The following is a 16,324-nucleotide window of genomic DNA, read 5'->3' as shown; positions in this document are numbered from 1 at the left end:
TAAAAACTCTGAACATTTTAAAGCAAAAAAGCCGCATAAGCGGCTTTTTTTAACAATTAATGTGTTTAGCAATAACCAAACGACATTAAACGTTTGTAACGTTGATCAAGCATTTCTTCAAGCGTAAGCGCTTGTAAGTCTGCTAGGTCACGCTTAAGGCGTACTTTTAAGTTACGTGCCATAGCATCGTAATTACGATGTGCACCACCTAGTGGCTCATCAACTAAGTTGTTGATTAAGTCTAGCTCTTTAACGCGCTCTGCAGTTACACCCATTGCTTCTGCTGCAAGCGGTGCTTTGTCAGCGCTTTTCCAAAGAATAGACGCACAACCTTCAGGCGAAATTACAGAATAAGTGCTGTACTGCAACATGTTAACTCTGTCGCCAACACCAATCGCTAATGCACCACCTGAACCGCCTTCACCAATAACCGTACATATTGTCGGCACTTTAAGTGACGCCATTACTTTTAAGTTACGTGCGATTGCTTCAGATTGACCACGTTCTTCAGCGCCAACACCTGGGTATGCACCTGGTGTGTCAATAAAGGTCATGATTGGCATTTTAAAACGCTCAGCCATTTCCATTAAGCGTAATGCTTTACGGTAACCTTCTGGCTTTGGCATACCAAAGTTACGTTTAATTTTTTCAGCAGTATCACGACCTTTTTGTTGGCCAATAACCATTACTGGCTCGCCATCTAAACGCGCAATGCCACCTAAAATAGCTGGATCGTTAGCAAAAGTACGATCGCCAGCAAACTCGTCAAATTCCGTGAAAATGCGCTCGATATAATCTCGAGTGTAAGGACGCAACGGATGACGTGCTAACTGTGATACTTGCCAAGCGCCTAAATTAGAAAAAATCTCCTGTTTTTGTTTGGCACTTTTTTCTTTTAATTTGCTGACTTCCTCTTCTAACTCAAGGTCTAATTCGCCAGCGCGGCTGATACTTTGTAATTCTTCAATTTTTGCTTCTAATTCTGCAATTGGAAGCTCAAAATCAAGATAATTGAGGCTCATGCTCTAAACTACCTAATTAGTTAAATTCTAGTTCTACATCTTGCGCAGCCATTAGTGATAACTTATGGATTAAGTCGTCACTTGGCGTAACACACCATTCGATCCCAAGAGTTAATTGCGCCAACGCATCTGGACGTTGGTAATAAACCTTGATCGGACACGTTCCCATTTTATAGGGTTCGAGTACTTTTTGTAATTTATCGAAGAAACCTGCCTCGATTTGCACCATGTTCAGCGTCATTTTAATCGCTTTAATACGCTTTTCACGCGCTTGAGCAATGGTGTTTATTTCTCTGGCGGTCATTGTAATACCACCGGAGAAGTTATCAAAGCTGACCTGTCCAGATATTACCAAGATATTGTTAACTTGGAGCATATCTTGGTACTTTTCAAACTCGTCTGAATACAAGCGTACATCAATCCGTGCACTCTTGTCATCTAAAGTTACTAAGGCCCAACGATTTCCTTTTTTATTAATTAATACTCTAGAAGCAATAACTAAACCAGCTGCCGTTGCAAACACATCACGATTAGTTGGCTGTAAATCAACTATTTTTCCGCTAGTGTAATGCCTAAGCTCACGGCGGTACTGATTTATTGGATGCCCAGTTAAATAAAGGCCTAGCGTCTCTTTTTCGCCATCTAACCACTCGTTATCAGTAAGCCCTGTGGCTTTAATAAAAGCTTGTTCAACTTCATCAGGCTCAGTGGCTAATAAACCAAATAAGTCACTTTGTCCTAATTGCTCAGCTTTGTTGTGTTGATCGGCCGCACGCATAGCATCTTTTAAACTGGCTAGTAATGTAGCACGCCCAGATTGGGTTTTCTCTGGTCCTAATTGATCCAAAGCACCTGCGTAAATTAATTTTTCAGTAACACGTTTATTTAAGCGTTTTAAATCAACACGGGCACAAAAATCAAATAAATCTTTAAATGGGCCGCCTTTTGCACGCGCTTCTAAAATTGCTTCAACCGGAGCCTCACCTACGCCTTTTATCGCGCCAATGCCGTAAACAATTTCACCTTCAAGGTTTACTGTAAACTTAAACTCACCTGCATTTACGTCTGGTGGTAATAAGGTGAGCTTCATGTTTTCACATTCATCCACCAAAATAACTATTTTGTCGGTGTTATCCATATCGGCCGACATTACCGCAGCCATAAACTCTGCAGGATGATGCGTTTTCATCCACAATGTTTGATACGATACGAGTGCGTAAGCTGCTGAGTGAGATTTGTTAAAACCGTAACCTGCGAACTTTTCTACCAAGTCGAAGATTTTTATCGCAAGCTCGCCGTCAATGCCGTTATTTCTTGCGCCATCTTCAAATGTTGAACGCTGCTTTGCCATTTCTTCGGGTTTTTTCTTACCCATAGCACGACGCAGCATGTCGGCGCCACCTAGCGTGTAACCTGCCAGTACTTGCGCAATTTGCATTACTTGTTCTTGATACAAAATAATGCCGTAGGTTGGATCAAGTATTGGTTTTAAGCTTTCGTGCTGATACTGCGCATCTGGGTATGAGATTTCTTCGCGGCCCAGTTTTCGGTCGATAAAGTTATCTACCATGCCTGATTGCAGTGGACCTGGTCGGAACAAAGCCACAAGTGCAATCATATCTTCAAAGCAGTCGGGCTTAAGGCGGCGTACTAAGTCTTTCATACCACGCGACTCTAGCTGGAATACAGCGGTCGTTTCAGCGCGAAGTAACAACTCAATACTTTTTTTATCATCCAGTGGAATGGTGTTTATATCAACGGGGTCTTTACCTTGGCGCTTCATGCGCACATTGGTCATATCGACCGCCCACTGCAATATAGTCAGTGTACGTAAACCCAAGAAATCGAACTTAACTAAGCCGGCTGTTTCTACATCGTTTTTATCAAACTGTGTTACTGGAAACTTACCTTCGTCATCGCAATAAAGCGCAGCGAAGTCGGTAATAGTGGTTGGCGATATTACTACGCCACCCGCATGTTTACCGGCATTACGTGTACACCCTTCAAGGATGCGACACATGTCGATTAAGTCTTTTACCTCATTGTCGCCATCGTAAGCTTCTTGCAAGCGCGGTTCTACATCAAACGCTTTGGCAAGTGTCATCCCGGGGTCACCCGGAATCAATTTTGAAATTCGATCAACAAACCCGTAAGGATGGCCAAGCACTCGCCCTACATCGCGTATTACCGCCTTTGCAGCCATGGTACCAAAGGTAATAATTTGCGAAACCGCATCTCGACCATACAAAGCCGACACGTGATCAATTACTTCGTCTCGTCTATCCATACAAAAATCGACGTCGAAATCGGGCATTGATACACGTTCAGGGTTTAAGAATCGCTCAAAGAGTAAGTCAAACTCAAGTGGATCAAGGTCGGTAATTTTAAGCGCGTACGCAACTAACGAACCCGCACCTGAACCACGACCAGGTCCAACTGGAATATTATTATCTTTACTCCACTGAATAAACTCCATTACGATTAAGAAGTAACCTGGGAATCCCATTTGGTTGATTACACCGAGCTCAATTGCAAGACGCTCATCGTATTCAACACGTTTTACTTTTCTATCTTCTTCGTCGGGGAATAAAAACTGTAGTCGCTCTTCTAGGCCGTCTTGTGACACTTTAACTAAAAAGTCTTCAATTTTAAGCGAGCCGGTTGGGTAATCAGGTAAAAAGTAAGTACCTAATTGCACAGTTACATTACAACGCTTAGCGATTTCTACGGTATTTTGTAGGGCTTCTGGAATATCGCTAAACAACTCAGCCATTTGCTCAGGTGTTTTTAGATATTGTTCTTCAGAGAACCGTTTAGGGCGGCGCTTATCATCGAGCGTGTAACCGTCAAAAATAGCAACACGAATTTCGTGCGCTTCAAAGTTTTCTGGCTTTAAAAACACCACTTCGTTGGTCGCTACAACCGGGAGCTGCTCTTTAGCAGCAAGCTCTACCGCCATGTGTAAATAATCTTCTTCAAGCGGTCGGTTGGTGCGAACAAGCTCTAGGTAGTAGTTATCGCTAAAATGCTGCTTATAAAAACTAACAACCGATTCAATTACAGTCGGATTATTTTTTAATAACGCTTTACCTAAGTCACCGTCTTTAGCGCCTGAGAGAATAATTAAGCCTGCTTTTAGCTCAACTAACCATTCGCGGTCAATCACAGGGCGATGAAATACATGCCCACGCTGATACGCTTTAGATATCAGCAAGGTAATATTTTTATAGCCGTCGTTGTCTTTGGCTAATATGGTTAAGCGGCTTGGCTCATCAGGAAACTCTGGGCTACGAACCCAAAAGTCAGCACCCACTATAGGTTTAATACCTGCGTTATGCGTGGCGCCATAAAAACGCACTAAACCACAAAAGTTCATTTGATCAGTAATTGCAATGGCTGGCATTTGCAGCTCTTGCGCTTTTGCGACTATTGGCTTTGTTTTAGCAAGGCCATCAACCATCGAAAAGTCTGAATGAACTCTTAAATGAACAAAATCAGGAGCAGCCATGCTTAGCCCTCACCATTGGCTTGCGCCAAAACGCGCTGCACAGGTTTAAAGCTTTTACGATGCTCGTCAATTGCACCGTACTGTTCAAGCGCTGCAAAGTGCGCTTTAGTGGGATACCCTTTGTGCCCTGCAAAACCATATTCTGGGTGGCGTTTATCAAGCTCAAGCATTTCGTCATCGCGCGCTACTTTAGCTAAAATAGACGCTGCTGAAATTTCGGCCACTAAGCTATCACCTTTAACAACAGCTTGTGCTGGCATAGTGAGTTTTGGCAATCGATTACCATCTATAAATACAAATTCAGGTTGTGTGCTTAATGCCTCCACTGCGCGACTCATGGCAAGCATCGTTGCGTGCAAAATATTTAACTCATCAATTTCTGTTGGACTGCAGCGTCCATACGCGTAGCACAATGCTTTTTCTTTTATTTCAATTGCAAGTGCTTGGCGTTTTTTATCCGTTAGTTTTTTAGAATCTGCTAAGCCTGCAATTGGTTTAGTGGGATCTAAAATGACGGCGGCAGTGACTACATCACCAACAAGCGGGCCGCGCCCTACTTCATCTACACCAGCAATTAAGGATACATTGGGTCTATCAATTTGCATTTATTAACTCCGCCACAGCATTGGCTGCTTGTTCACTGGCATTTAATCTAATTTTTTCGTGAATAGCTAAAAAGCGTGCTTTTAGCTCTTTGTTATCTGTGTTGAGCATAGGGGTAAGTGCGTTTGTTAAGTTAGTCACATTACACTCGGTTTGTAAAAACTCAGGCACAAGCTCTTCGTCGGCTAATAAATTAGGCAGCGAAAAGTACTTAATATTAAACGTAAATAAAGTTTTAAAAATCCAATAGCTCAAAGGCTTTATTTTATAGCCCACAACCATTGGCTTTTTATAAAGCATGCCCTCAAGCGTGGCAGTGCCCGAGGCTAATAAAATAGCATCAGCAGCTTGCATCGCTAATTTAGATTGCCCATCAAGCAGGTTAACATTAAGTTTCGGTGCGGTAGCGTTTAATATATCACTAAACTGCGCTTTGCGTTTTACGTTAACCAACGGCACCACAACTTTAAGATTTGGGTTTTTAGCTTGCAGCTCTGCGGCTGTTTTAATGTAAGTTTCGCTTAGTAAACCAACTTCTGAGCCTCGGCTACCAGGAAGTAACGCCAGTACTTTGTCATCAAGGCTTAAGCCGAGTTCTGCACGTGCTTTAGTATCGTCGTGCTCAAGTGCAATGTCGTCAGCCAAGGTATGTCCTACAAATGTACATGGCACTTGGTGTTTATCGTAAAACTCTTTTTCAAATGGCAGTAACGCAAGCACTAAGTTAGTGGCTGCACTTATTGTATGTATACGCTTTTCGCGCCACGCCCAAACAGATGGACTTACATACTGTACTGTTTTAATGCCCGCATCTTTAAGTGGCTTTTCAACGCGTAAGTTAAAATCGGGTGCATCAATACCAATAAATACATCAGGTGGGTTATCTACAAAATGCTGCACGAGTTGTTTACGTATTTTAAGCAAACGCGGCAAACGCCCTAGCACCTCAACAAGCCCCATTACCGAAAGCTCATCCATGTCGTAAAGTGTTTTACAGCCCTGCGCTTGCATTTTAGGTCCTGCTATTCCTTCAAAAATGGCGTCCGGAAAATGTTTTTTAAGGGCTTTAATTAAACCTTCACCTAAAATATCGCCCGACAGTTCACCTGCCACAATACCAATTCGTAGTTGTTTTTTATCTTTATTCATTTGATTTTATTTCACAAGTAAACCAGGCGTTCATGCTTGTTAGTTTACCGTGTTTTACTGTTTGGTTAAACGCTTTAAATAACTGGTTTTTTATCACGTAAGTTAAGGCTTTATGTTGTTTGTTTTTAATACTGATGTAGCATAGGAAATATATATTAAGTTTTACTAATATGTATGTTGACAAAAATTGCACAAACGTAAATAATATTACAAACTTTCAGTAATTACTGAAAGTTCATTAAATATTAACTTTGCCAATTAAATATTGTCCTGTTAATCCGTCACTCTCAAGGAGCCAATAATGATAGATGAAACCTTTGTGGATCTATCGCGATTACAGTTTGCTGTTACCGCTCTCTTTCATTTCTTATTCGTACCGTTAACGATAGGTATGACCTGGATTTTAGTTATTATGGAATCGGTTTATGTTATGACCGGTCGCGAAATTTATCGTGATATGACTAAGTTTTGGGGAAAATTGTTTGGTATTAACTTTGCAATTGGTGTGGCGACAGGCCTTACCATGGAATTTGAGTTTGGTACTAACTGGTCTTATTACTCCCATTACGTAGGTGATGTTTTTGGGGCTCCCCTGGCAATTGAAGGTTTAATGGCATTCTTTTTAGAATCGACCTTTGTAGGTATGTTCTTTTTAGGCTGGGACAGACTCTCTAAACGCCAACATTTAGGTGCAACCTTTTTAATGGCCATTGGTACTAACATGTCGGCGCTGTGGATTTTGATTGCCAACGGTTGGATGCAAAACCCAGTAGGTGCTGAATTTAACTATCAAACCATGCGCATGGAAATGACCAGCTTTGCTGAGCTTGTGTTTAATCCTGTAGCACAAGTTAAGTTTATTCATACCGTATCAGCAGGTTATGTAGCTGCATCTATGTTTGTACTGGGCATAAGTAGTTGGTACATATTAAAAGGTCGTGATTTAGCGTTTGCTAAACGTTCTTTTTCGGTCGCATCGGGCTTTGGTTTAGCATCAATTTTATGTGTAATTTTACTCGGTGACGAATCAGGCTACGAAGTAGGCGAAGTCCAAAAAGTGAAACTTGCCACAATTGAAGCCGAATGGCACACAGAAGAAGCTCCGGCTGCGTTTACCGCATTTGGTTTTCCTGATTCAGAAGAGCAAGTAACACATGCGGCGGTTAAAATACCTTACGCACTTGGGTTAATTGCTACGCGCTCACTAGATGAGCAAGTAACGGGTATTAACGACCTAGAAAAACAACATGAAGTACGTATTCGCAACGGTATGATTGCTTATGAATACCTTACAAAACTCAGAAACGGTGAAGATACGCCAGATAATATTGCCAAATTTAATACTCTAAAAGATGATTTAGGGTATGGCTTGCTACTTAAGCGCTACACACCTGATGTTGTAGATGCTACCGAAGAGCACATTCAAAAAGCGGTTAAAGACTCATTCCCTAAAGTAGGCCCTATGTTTTGGTCATTTAGGATTATGGTTGCCTGTGGTGTAGCCATGTTGGGTGTATTTATATTGGCATTTTACTACAACGCACATCGCGTTATTGAGCAAAAACGCTGGTTGTTATGGGCTGCCGTATTGAGCATTCCACTACCTTGGATAGCTATTGAATTTGGCTGGATAGTTGCTGAGTATGGACGTCAACCTTGGGCAATATCTGAAATACTGCCGACCTTTTTAGCGACGTCGTCACTGACAGTAAACGATATTTTAATTAGCTTAACTGGGTTTATTGTTTTCTACACTGGTTTAGCCATAGTTGAAGGTTGGTTGATGATTCGCTTTGTTAAGCAAGGACCAAGCTCTCTACATACTGGTAAATATCATTTTGAATTACCAAACAAAGCTGAGCAAACTAAAGGAGAGCAATCATGATTTTTGATTATGAAACATTAAAAATGCTTTGGTGGTTGATCATTGGTGTGCTGCTTATTGGTTTTGCCATTACCGATGGTATGGATATGGGCGTTGCTATGTTGCTTCGCCTAGTTGGTAAAACAGATTCAGAGCGCCGCACAGTAATTAACACAATTGGCCCACATTGGGATGGTAACCAAGTATGGTTTATAACTGCGGGCGGCGCGTTATTTGCAGCGTGGCCTATGGTTTATGCAGCTGCATTTTCGGGCTTTTACTTTGCCATGATGCTAGTACTCTTTGCTTTGTTTTTTAGACCACTAGGGTTTGATTACCGCAGTAAAGTAGACTCAAAACGCTGGCGCAATAACTGGGATTGGGGCTTGCTTGCAGGCAGCGCAATTCCAGCATTAGTTTTTGGTGTTGCTTTTGGTAACTTATTTTTAGGCGTACCGTTTAATATTGATAACTTAATGCGTGTTAGCTACCAAGGTTCATTTTTTGGTTTACTTAACCCGTTTGGGTTACTTGCTGGTTTAGTCAGTATTACTATGTTAGTTGCTCATGCGGGGATGTGGTTGCAGCTTCGTACAGCTGATGCAGTAGCAGAACGCTCAGGGCAATATGGTCGTTATTCACTGATTGTGTTTATTATACTGTTTGCAGGCGCTGGTTTTTGGGTTGCTAATTTAACGGGTTACCAAATTGTATCAATGGCTGATACGCAAAGTCATGCAGACCCTTTAGCTAAAGTAGTCACTACAGCGCAAGGTGCTTGGTTAAGTAATTACAGCACACGTCCGTGGACAATGGCTTTCCCTATTTTAGCCTTTGCAATGGCATTAAGTGCACTTATGTTTTCTAAATTAAATAAACCAGCACTTGGACTTATTTCAACAAGCTTAATGTTAATTGGCGTGATTATGACGGCCGGTGTTTCACTGTTCCCATTTATTATGCCATCAAGTAATAATCCTAATATTAGCTTAACAATTTGGGATGCAGTATCGAGCCATAAAACGCTCAATGTAATGTTTGTTGCAGTGTGTATTTTTGTTCCACTTATTTTAGCTTATACCACTTGGTGTTACGTAAAAATGTGGCGCAGAGTAACGGTTGAAGAAATTGAAAACAACACTCACGGTAGCTACTAAGGAGACTAAACTATGTGGTATTTCGCTTGGATTTTAGGTGTACTTTTGGCCTGTACCTTAGGTGTAATAAATGTAATGTGGTACGAATTTCATCAAAATAAAAACAGCATTGCTGATGATGAACAAGCCATGCACGATTTATTAAACGATACTAACAACACAAAAGATGACGACTAACCCCCGACCAGATCGCGCGCAGCAGCAATCACTGCGCGCTTTTTTAAAGCGTCAAAGTAAACCCGCTGCAGTGTGGTTAAAGTTAAGCATTGCACTGGGTACTTTTAACGCATTACTGATGATTGCAGGTGCTTATTTACTTGCGCAAACTATTCACAACGTTATGTTTGAAGGTAATAATTTAGCCCAAGTTACTCATTTATTATGGCCCTTAGCAGGCATTATTTTATTGCGCGCGGTGTTTTTAGCATTAAGCGAACGCTTGAGTGCATATGCTGCACTTAAAATAAAATCGGCTATGCGCCAAACACTTCTAAATAAGCTCAGCTTACTTGGCCCAAGCTATATAGAACAACACGGCCAAGGCGCTACATTAAATACCCTACATAATGGCGTAGAAGCACTCCACGACTATTATGCTAAATACCTACCTGGTGCTGCTTACAGCGCGCTTATTCCGCTGGCAATATTAGTTGTTATTTTTCCGACAGATTATAAAGCTGGGCTGATATTTTTATTAACCGCCCCGCTCATTCCTTTTTTTATGATTTTAGTAGGCTCAAAAGCCGAAGCTTTAAACCAAAAACGCTGGAAGCAACTTGCTGTACTGGGCAATTACTTTTTTGACCGCGTACAAGGTTTAACTCAACTCAAGCTATTTAATGCAACACGTACCGAGCTTAAACAAATAGCTAAAATTTCAGATGATTTTAGACACGCTACACTCGATGTTTTAAAAATCGCGTTTTTATCATCATTTGCACTTGAGTTTTTAGCCACCATTAGCGTGGCATTAGTCGCAGTAATTATTGGTTTTAGACTGTTTTTTGGCACTCTTGATTTTGCTACTGGCTTTGTGGTGCTACTTTTAGCGCCTGAATTTTATTTACCACTGCGCCAGCTAGGTAGCCATTACCATGCACGTTTACAAGGCATTAGTGCCGCTGCCGATATGGTTGCGATTTTAAATGCACCACTGCCAAGTGACGAAAATGCGTCAGTGACTACAAGCTCGCCTGAAAACAATTTAACTTTAAATGCAATTAACTCCATAAGTATTACCGACCTCAATTTTATATACCCAGATAGTAACGAAGGCATTAAAAATATAAATTTAACACTGCCAAATAAAGGCTTAATTGCCGTTGTGGGCAGTAGTGGCTCAGGTAAAAGTACGTTGTTTGACTGCTTATTAGGGTTTCACCCTGAGGTGATTAACCACCTATCTATTAATGAGCAGAGTTTAAGTACAACCGATATTACTTATCTGCAAAATAACATTGCATGGATACCACAAAAAGCGACGCTGTTTTACGACACCATTGCTGCCAACATTAAATTGGCCAAACCAACTGCCACACAGCAAGAGCTTGAACATGCAGCAAAGCAAGCTGGTGTGCTTGAATTTATAAATACCCTACCCGATGGTTTTAACACACTGATAGGTGAGCAAGGCGAAGGGCTTTCTGGCGGACAAAAGCAACGCATCGCACTCGCACGTGCATTCATAAAACAAGCACCAGTTTTAGTGCTTGATGAGCCTACAGCGCACCTTGATAGCCAAACAGAGCAGCTTATTCAAGATGCTATTAATGAATATGCTAAAAATAACTTAGTATTAGTCATTGCTCATCGATTAAATACCGTTAAACATGCCAGCAATATCATTGTTATGCACGATGGAAAAATAGCTGAGCAAGGACACTTTGAAACACTTGCAGCGCAAAATGGTGCATTTGCTAACTTACTAAAAACGGCTAAACAAGGGGTTGCGCATGCATAATTTTATTCGCTTATTAAAGCTTTGTGCTCCTCATTATAAAGCTATGCTATTGGGTACATTTTTAGCAACGATTACGGTATTAGCTAATGTGGGCTTGTTGGCTATTTCTGGCTGGTTTTTAGCGTCAATGGCGGCTGCAGGTCTTGCGGGCGTGCAAATGAACTACTTTACTCCAGCAGGAACGATTCGGTTTTTAGCAATTGTACGAACTGCATCGCGCTATGGCGAACGCCTAGTTACTCATAACGCCACGTTTTTATTACTAAGTGAAATACGTACCAATGTATTTGCAACGTTAAGTAAGCTTAACAATGTTGATTTAGCAATGAGCCGCAGCGCTGATCTAGTTAACCGATTACAAAACGATGTAGACGCACTCGATAAATTTTATTTAAACGTTTTACTTCCTATGCTGGTCGCTCTTTTAAGTGTGCCAATCATCATGCTGTTTATGTCGGCCTATAATGGCAACGTCGCCCTTATTTGCTTTACTGGCATTATACTTATTGGTGTGGTTATACCTGCCCTACTCAGCGCAAAGCTCACTAAAAACAGCCATAAAGAAACACAACTGAGTGCACAACTTCGCTCTGAGCTTTCAGATACACTTACAGGCCTTAGAGAGCTTAGTATTTATCAAGCCCGTTCGCAGCAACTTAATAAGTGCGACGAATTAAGCGAGCAGTACAATCAGCAATTATTTATTCGCCACAAAGCACTGGCAAACTCAGATGGATTAAGCTTGTTGGTTGTTCAATTAGCCATGCTTGCTAGCATAGTAACCATTGTCCCACTGGTTTACGCAAGCAGTATGGTAAATGTAGAACTTGCTATGTTAAGTTTGTTTGTACTGGCAAGCTTTGAAAGCGTATTACTACTACCCAACGCGTTTATAGAGCTTCCAAGTGTTTTAAAAGCAGCAGAGCGATTGTTTACACTTGAAGATAAAGCAGCTAGTTCGCAAATTGAAAGTAAACATGTAGACATTGATGAAAACTTTAGCGCGCAAAATCACACGTTAGTACTTAACAATATTAGCTACCAATATGGTGAACAAACAGCGCTAACTAATATCAGTTTTGAACTAATGCCTCAGCAAAAGGTAGCAATTGTAGGTAGAAGCGGCAGCGGTAAAACGACGCTTGTAAATTTACTTACTGGTTTATGGCCTTTGCAACAAGGCAGCATAACGCTAAACAATCAAAATAGCGTTGTTGACTTACATTCGTTAAATAATGATATACGCGCAAATGTTATAAATATACTCGCCCAGCAGCACCATATTTTTGATGGCACATTAAGTGAAAACTTACGTTATGCCGCGCCAAATGCAACCAAAGAGCAAATGATTGAAGCGCTCGCATTAGCTCAATTGAGCCCATGGTTTAATGAGCTAAAAGAAGGTTTAAAAACACGATTAGGCACTGGCGGGCGTAACGTGTCGCAAGGTCAATCTAGGCGTATAGCCATTGCCCAAGCATTACTTAAAAACCCTGCTATTTTAGTACTTGATGAACCAACTGAGGGTCTTGATAATCAATCTAAGCAAGGGGTAATGCAAGCAATAATGCATGTTATGAATAACGCCAGCGTGCTGACAATTACGCACGATCCCGCTCTACTTGCTCAAATGGATAATGTTGTATGGTTAGAAGGCGGTAAAGTAGTCGCACAAGGCTCTCATAAAGAGCTCAGTAGCACTTATCCCGACTATATTGCGCTAACTACCCGGTTTTAAAACCGTTACTGATACATCAATAACGCCGACTTTAGGGTCGGCTATCTTTTTAAACATACTCTTTGATAAATCAATAATACGACCTCGCACATACGGGCCTCTATCGTTAATTCTTACCGTGACTGATTTATTATTAGCGAGGTTGGTAACAACGACCTTAGTGCCAAAGTCGAACTCTAAATGGGCTGCTGTGGCGGCTTGTTGGCTAAAGCGCTCTCCGTTGGCAGTTGTTCTCCCGTGATATTTGTCAGCATAAAAAGATGCTTTACCAACTTGAGTGATTTCTCCAGCAGATGATTTAACAATAGGTTGGCTACTACAAGCGGCTAAAACTGAAGTAATAAAAAGAGTGACTACTAACTTAGGTAAACGCATAGGACGGCTTTTATTATATAAATTACCCGCATACTAACTCAATTACCCTGAGTATTAACTGAATTAGCTTAAAGCAGGGCAATAAAAAACCACCTTCGATTTATCATCTAGGGTGGTTTTTTTAATGCTTAAAGCAAACCCGCGAATTATCTTACGATGCCGCGCTCTGAGTTTTTAACAAAATCGACCATCAGTTTCACAGCAGGATACTTTGCGGCATCCTCACTAAGCGACTCAATAGCTTCTTCAGCACCTAAGCTTTTACGATAAAATGCTTTGTATGCACGGCGTACAGCCATAATTTCATCACTTTCGAAACCACGACGCTTCATGCCTTCTTTATTGATAGCTGCAGGACCTGCAGGCATACCAATGGTAGTAACAAATGGTGGTACATCTTTGTTAACACCTGAATACATACCAATAAAGGCATGTGCACCAATTTTACAAAACTGATGAACACCCGAATTACCACCAAGGATAACCCAATCGCCTACATGTACATGGCCGGCCACACTTGCGTTGTTAGCAAAAATTACGTTATCGCCAATTACCGCGTCATGTGCAACGTGTGTATAAGCCATAAACAAATTATTACTACCAATTTTAGTAACACCTTGGTCTTGAATCGTACCACGGTGAATAGTGGCACATTCACGGATAACGTTGTTATCACCCATTATTAAAGTGGTTGGCTCGTTGTTGTATTTTTTGTCTTGGCAGGCTTCACCCACAGACGCGAACTGAAAAATATGATTGCCAGAGCCAATAGTTGACGGCCCTTTAACAACAACGTGAGACTCAATAATACAGTTATCACCGATAACAACATCATTGCCAATATAACTATACGGACCAACTGAGACATTGTTGCCTAGTTTAGCGCCAGGTTCGATTATTGCTGTAGAATGGATCACTATTAAAACTCTCTTCTCGCACACATAATTTCGGCACTACACACTATTTTGCCGTCGACTCTAGCTTCTGCAGCAAACTTCCAAATATTGCGACGTTCTTTTAAAAACTCAACATGAAGATGCATTGTATCACCAGGAATTACAGGTTGTTTAAAACGTGCGTTATCAACAGCAGCAAACAAATACAATTCGTTTTCGCTACGGTTTTCTACTGTTTTAAAACCTAATAAACCCGTTGCTTGCGCCATTGATTCTAATATTAGCACACCAGGAAAAATTGGCTGATTTGGAAAATGTCCAGTAAAAATCGGTTCATTTATAGAAACATTTTTAATAGCATGTAAAGACTTGCCAGGTGTAAAATCAATAACACGATCAATTAATAGCATCGGGTAACGGTGCGGTAATAAACTTAAAATTTCTTGAATATCAAGGCTATTTAATTCGTTTGCCAAAATAGCATCCTTATTAGTGTTCAACGTTATGACTTAGCCAATGCTTCAAGCGCTTTAAGACGAGATTTCATGTCTGAAAGGTTACGCAAGTGAGCAATAGTTTTACGCCATTCTTTGTTTGTTGTATGGGGCATACCAGATGAGTAAATACCTGGTTCGGTGATTGATTTTGTCACCATACTCATGCCGGTAATTATAACACCATCACATACAGACATGTGACCATTAATTGCAACCATGCCACCAATTTGACAGTTCTTGCCAATGGTAACGCTTCCTGCAAGAACAGTGCAGCCCGCAATTGCGGTGCCTGAATTAACTTCAACGTTGTGCGCTATTTGACACTGATTATCGATAATAACATTGCTATGAATGATGGTATTGTCCAGTGCACCACGATCAATTGTCGTACTAGCACCGATTTCAACTTTGTTGCCTATAATCACTGAACCAAGCTGAGGTATCTTAACCCACTGCCCGCGCTCATTTGCATAGCCAAACCCATCACTACCTACAACACTATTTGCTTGAAACAAACAATCTGAACCAATTTCAACATCGTGATAAATAGTCACACTAGGCCAAAGCTTAGTGCCAGAACCTATTTTAACACATTCGCCGATAAAACTGTTCGGACCAATTTGCGCGTTGTCACCAATCACTGCATTAGCTTCAATGACTGCGTTAGCACCAATAGCGGCGCTGTCACTAACAATCGCTGTTGGATGCACCGTAGCGCTTGGATGAATACCTGTAAATGCTGATCGTGGCGTCGTATCCATAAATTGCGCTAATTTTGCGTAACTTACATACGGATTAGCAACAATAACTTTGCTACCACTAAAGTACTCTGCATCAGCTTGGCTTACTATTACAGCGCTAGCTTGAGTAGTCTCAAGTTGCGAGCGATATTTTGAGTTCGCTAAAAATGCAATATGCCCAGAATGGGCATTTGCAAGTGTCGCTATTTTTTTTATTTCTAAAGCGCCATCACCCTGAAGTTCGGCGCCTAGAAGTTCCGCTATTTGCGAAAGCGTATAATTTTGCATAGAGTGATTATTTCTTACTAACTGCGGCTACAACTTTAGACGAAAGATCAGTTACTTCTTTAGGGTTAAAGTAAATTGTTGTGTCTTTTACTTTAACTTCGTCAAAGTCGCCGTCTTTAGCAATTTCTTCAATTGTTTTGATGATCACACCTTGAACTTTAGCAAGCTCTTGGTTTTGGCGCGCTTTGATTTCTTGCTCTAAAGGACGACCTTGTTCAGCAAGATTTTTTTGCATGCCCTGAATTTTTTCACGCAGAGTATCTTTTTGAGCTTGGCTCATAGTGGTACTTTCACGTTTAAATTTTTCAGCTTCAAAACGAATATCGCCTTGTAGCTTTTCAAGCTCTTGACGGCGCTCAGCAAACTCAGTTTGTAAAGACTGTTCAATTTTAGCCATTTGAGGTATTTGCTTGTAGATTTCTTGCATATCAACAATACCTACTTTATGTGCAAGTGCACTCGCAGAAGTACCCATCATTAACGTTGCTAGAACAGCTACTGCCGTTGATTTAAATAATTTAGTCATA

General features: G+C 41.0%; 14 protein-coding genes. 5 read left to right on the top strand and 9 right to left on the bottom strand.

From position 1 onward, the window contains the following. Positions 1–65: 65 nt before the first annotated feature. Genes accA through lpxB form a run of 4 tightly spaced genes read right to left on the bottom strand, consistent with a single transcriptional unit; the run spans position 66 to position 6,282 of the window. On the bottom strand, positions 66–1,022 hold the full coding sequence (accA, locus tag H4J63_RS07910; RefSeq protein ID WP_002958297.1) for an acetyl-CoA carboxylase carboxyl transferase subunit alpha: 957 nt from the start codon (positions 1,020–1,022) through the stop codon (positions 66–68). A 16-nt stretch (positions 1,023–1,038) separates the two neighbouring features. Then, positions 1,039–4,530, bottom strand: coding sequence for a DNA polymerase III subunit alpha (gene dnaE, locus H4J63_RS07905; protein WP_138488763.1), 3,492 nt, complete (start codon positions 4,528–4,530; stop codon positions 1,039–1,041). Between the two features lie 2 nt (positions 4,531–4,532). Beyond that, the gene (rnhB, locus tag H4J63_RS07900; protein ID WP_165742995.1) at positions 4,533–5,135 is read right to left on the bottom strand and encodes a ribonuclease HII; all 603 of its coding nucleotides are present in this window, start codon (positions 5,133–5,135) and stop codon (positions 4,533–4,535) included. Further along, positions 5,125–6,282, bottom strand: a complete 1,158-nt coding sequence (gene lpxB / locus H4J63_RS07895) for a lipid-A-disaccharide synthase (RefSeq protein ID WP_182195837.1) — start codon at positions 6,280–6,282, stop codon at positions 5,125–5,127. The genes rnhB and lpxB overlap by 11 nt, the downstream gene beginning before the upstream one ends. A 301-nt stretch (positions 6,283–6,583) precedes the next feature. On the opposite strand from lpxB, the gene H4J63_RS07890 reads away from it, so the two are divergent. Genes H4J63_RS07890 through cydC form a run of 5 tightly spaced genes read left to right on the top strand, consistent with a single transcriptional unit; the run spans position 6,584 to position 13,001 of the window. Continuing rightward, positions 6,584–8,167, top strand: coding sequence for a cytochrome ubiquinol oxidase subunit I (locus tag H4J63_RS07890; RefSeq protein WP_182195834.1), 1,584 nt, complete (start codon positions 6,584–6,586; stop codon positions 8,165–8,167). Beyond that, entirely contained in the window at positions 8,164–9,303 is a 1,140-nt protein-coding gene (gene cydB / locus H4J63_RS07885; protein WP_220467181.1) for a cytochrome d ubiquinol oxidase subunit II, read from the top strand. Before H4J63_RS07890 ends, cydB begins: the two co-directional genes overlap by 4 nt. 12 nt (positions 9,304–9,315) lie before the next feature. Then, complete coding sequence (gene cydX / locus H4J63_RS07880) at positions 9,316–9,480, top strand: cytochrome bd-I oxidase subunit CydX (protein WP_182195831.1); 165 nt, start codon at positions 9,316–9,318, stop codon at positions 9,478–9,480. Further along, on the top strand, positions 9,470–11,263 hold the full coding sequence (gene cydD, locus H4J63_RS07875) for a thiol reductant ABC exporter subunit CydD (protein WP_182195829.1): 1,794 nt from the start codon (positions 9,470–9,472) through the stop codon (positions 11,261–11,263). The genes cydX and cydD overlap by 11 nt, the downstream gene beginning before the upstream one ends. After that, entirely contained in the window at positions 11,256–13,001 is a 1,746-nt protein-coding gene (gene cydC, locus H4J63_RS07870) for a thiol reductant ABC exporter subunit CydC (RefSeq protein ID WP_182195826.1), read from the top strand. Before cydD ends, cydC begins: the two co-directional genes overlap by 8 nt. Here cydC and H4J63_RS07865 read toward each other — a convergent pair. The 5 genes from H4J63_RS07865 to H4J63_RS07845 all read right to left on the bottom strand — a co-directional run bounded on the left by H4J63_RS07865 (position 12,984) and on the right by H4J63_RS07845 (position 16,323). Continuing rightward, complete coding sequence (locus tag H4J63_RS07865) at positions 12,984–13,376, bottom strand: septal ring lytic transglycosylase RlpA family protein (RefSeq protein ID WP_182195823.1); 393 nt, start codon at positions 13,374–13,376, stop codon at positions 12,984–12,986. The genes cydC and H4J63_RS07865 overlap by 18 nt on opposite strands. Positions 13,377–13,522: 146 nt before the next feature. Further along, positions 13,523–14,293, bottom strand: a complete 771-nt coding sequence (lpxA, locus tag H4J63_RS07860) for an acyl-ACP--UDP-N-acetylglucosamine O-acyltransferase (RefSeq protein ID WP_007580998.1) — start codon at positions 14,291–14,293, stop codon at positions 13,523–13,525. Positions 14,294–14,295: 2 nt separating this feature from the next. After that, the gene (gene fabZ / locus H4J63_RS07855; protein ID WP_007580997.1) at positions 14,296–14,748 is read right to left on the bottom strand and encodes a 3-hydroxyacyl-ACP dehydratase FabZ; all 453 of its coding nucleotides are present in this window, start codon (positions 14,746–14,748) and stop codon (positions 14,296–14,298) included. Between the two features lie 26 nt (positions 14,749–14,774). Continuing rightward, positions 14,775–15,797, bottom strand: coding sequence for a UDP-3-O-(3-hydroxymyristoyl)glucosamine N-acyltransferase (gene lpxD / locus H4J63_RS07850; protein ID WP_024606272.1), 1,023 nt, complete (start codon positions 15,795–15,797; stop codon positions 14,775–14,777). Positions 15,798–15,804: 7 nt separating this feature from the next. Further along, a complete protein-coding gene (locus H4J63_RS07845; RefSeq protein WP_165742987.1) occupies positions 15,805–16,323 on the bottom strand; it encodes an OmpH family outer membrane protein in 519 nt (172 codons plus the stop codon). Position 16,324 lies beyond the last annotated feature (1 nt).

Source organism: Pseudoalteromonas sp. 5Ae-yellow (assembly GCF_014077565.1).
In the GTDB taxonomy this organism is placed as follows: domain Bacteria; phylum Pseudomonadota; class Gammaproteobacteria; order Enterobacterales; family Alteromonadaceae; genus Pseudoalteromonas.
This window is presented reverse-complemented; position numbering and strand designations above follow the sequence as displayed.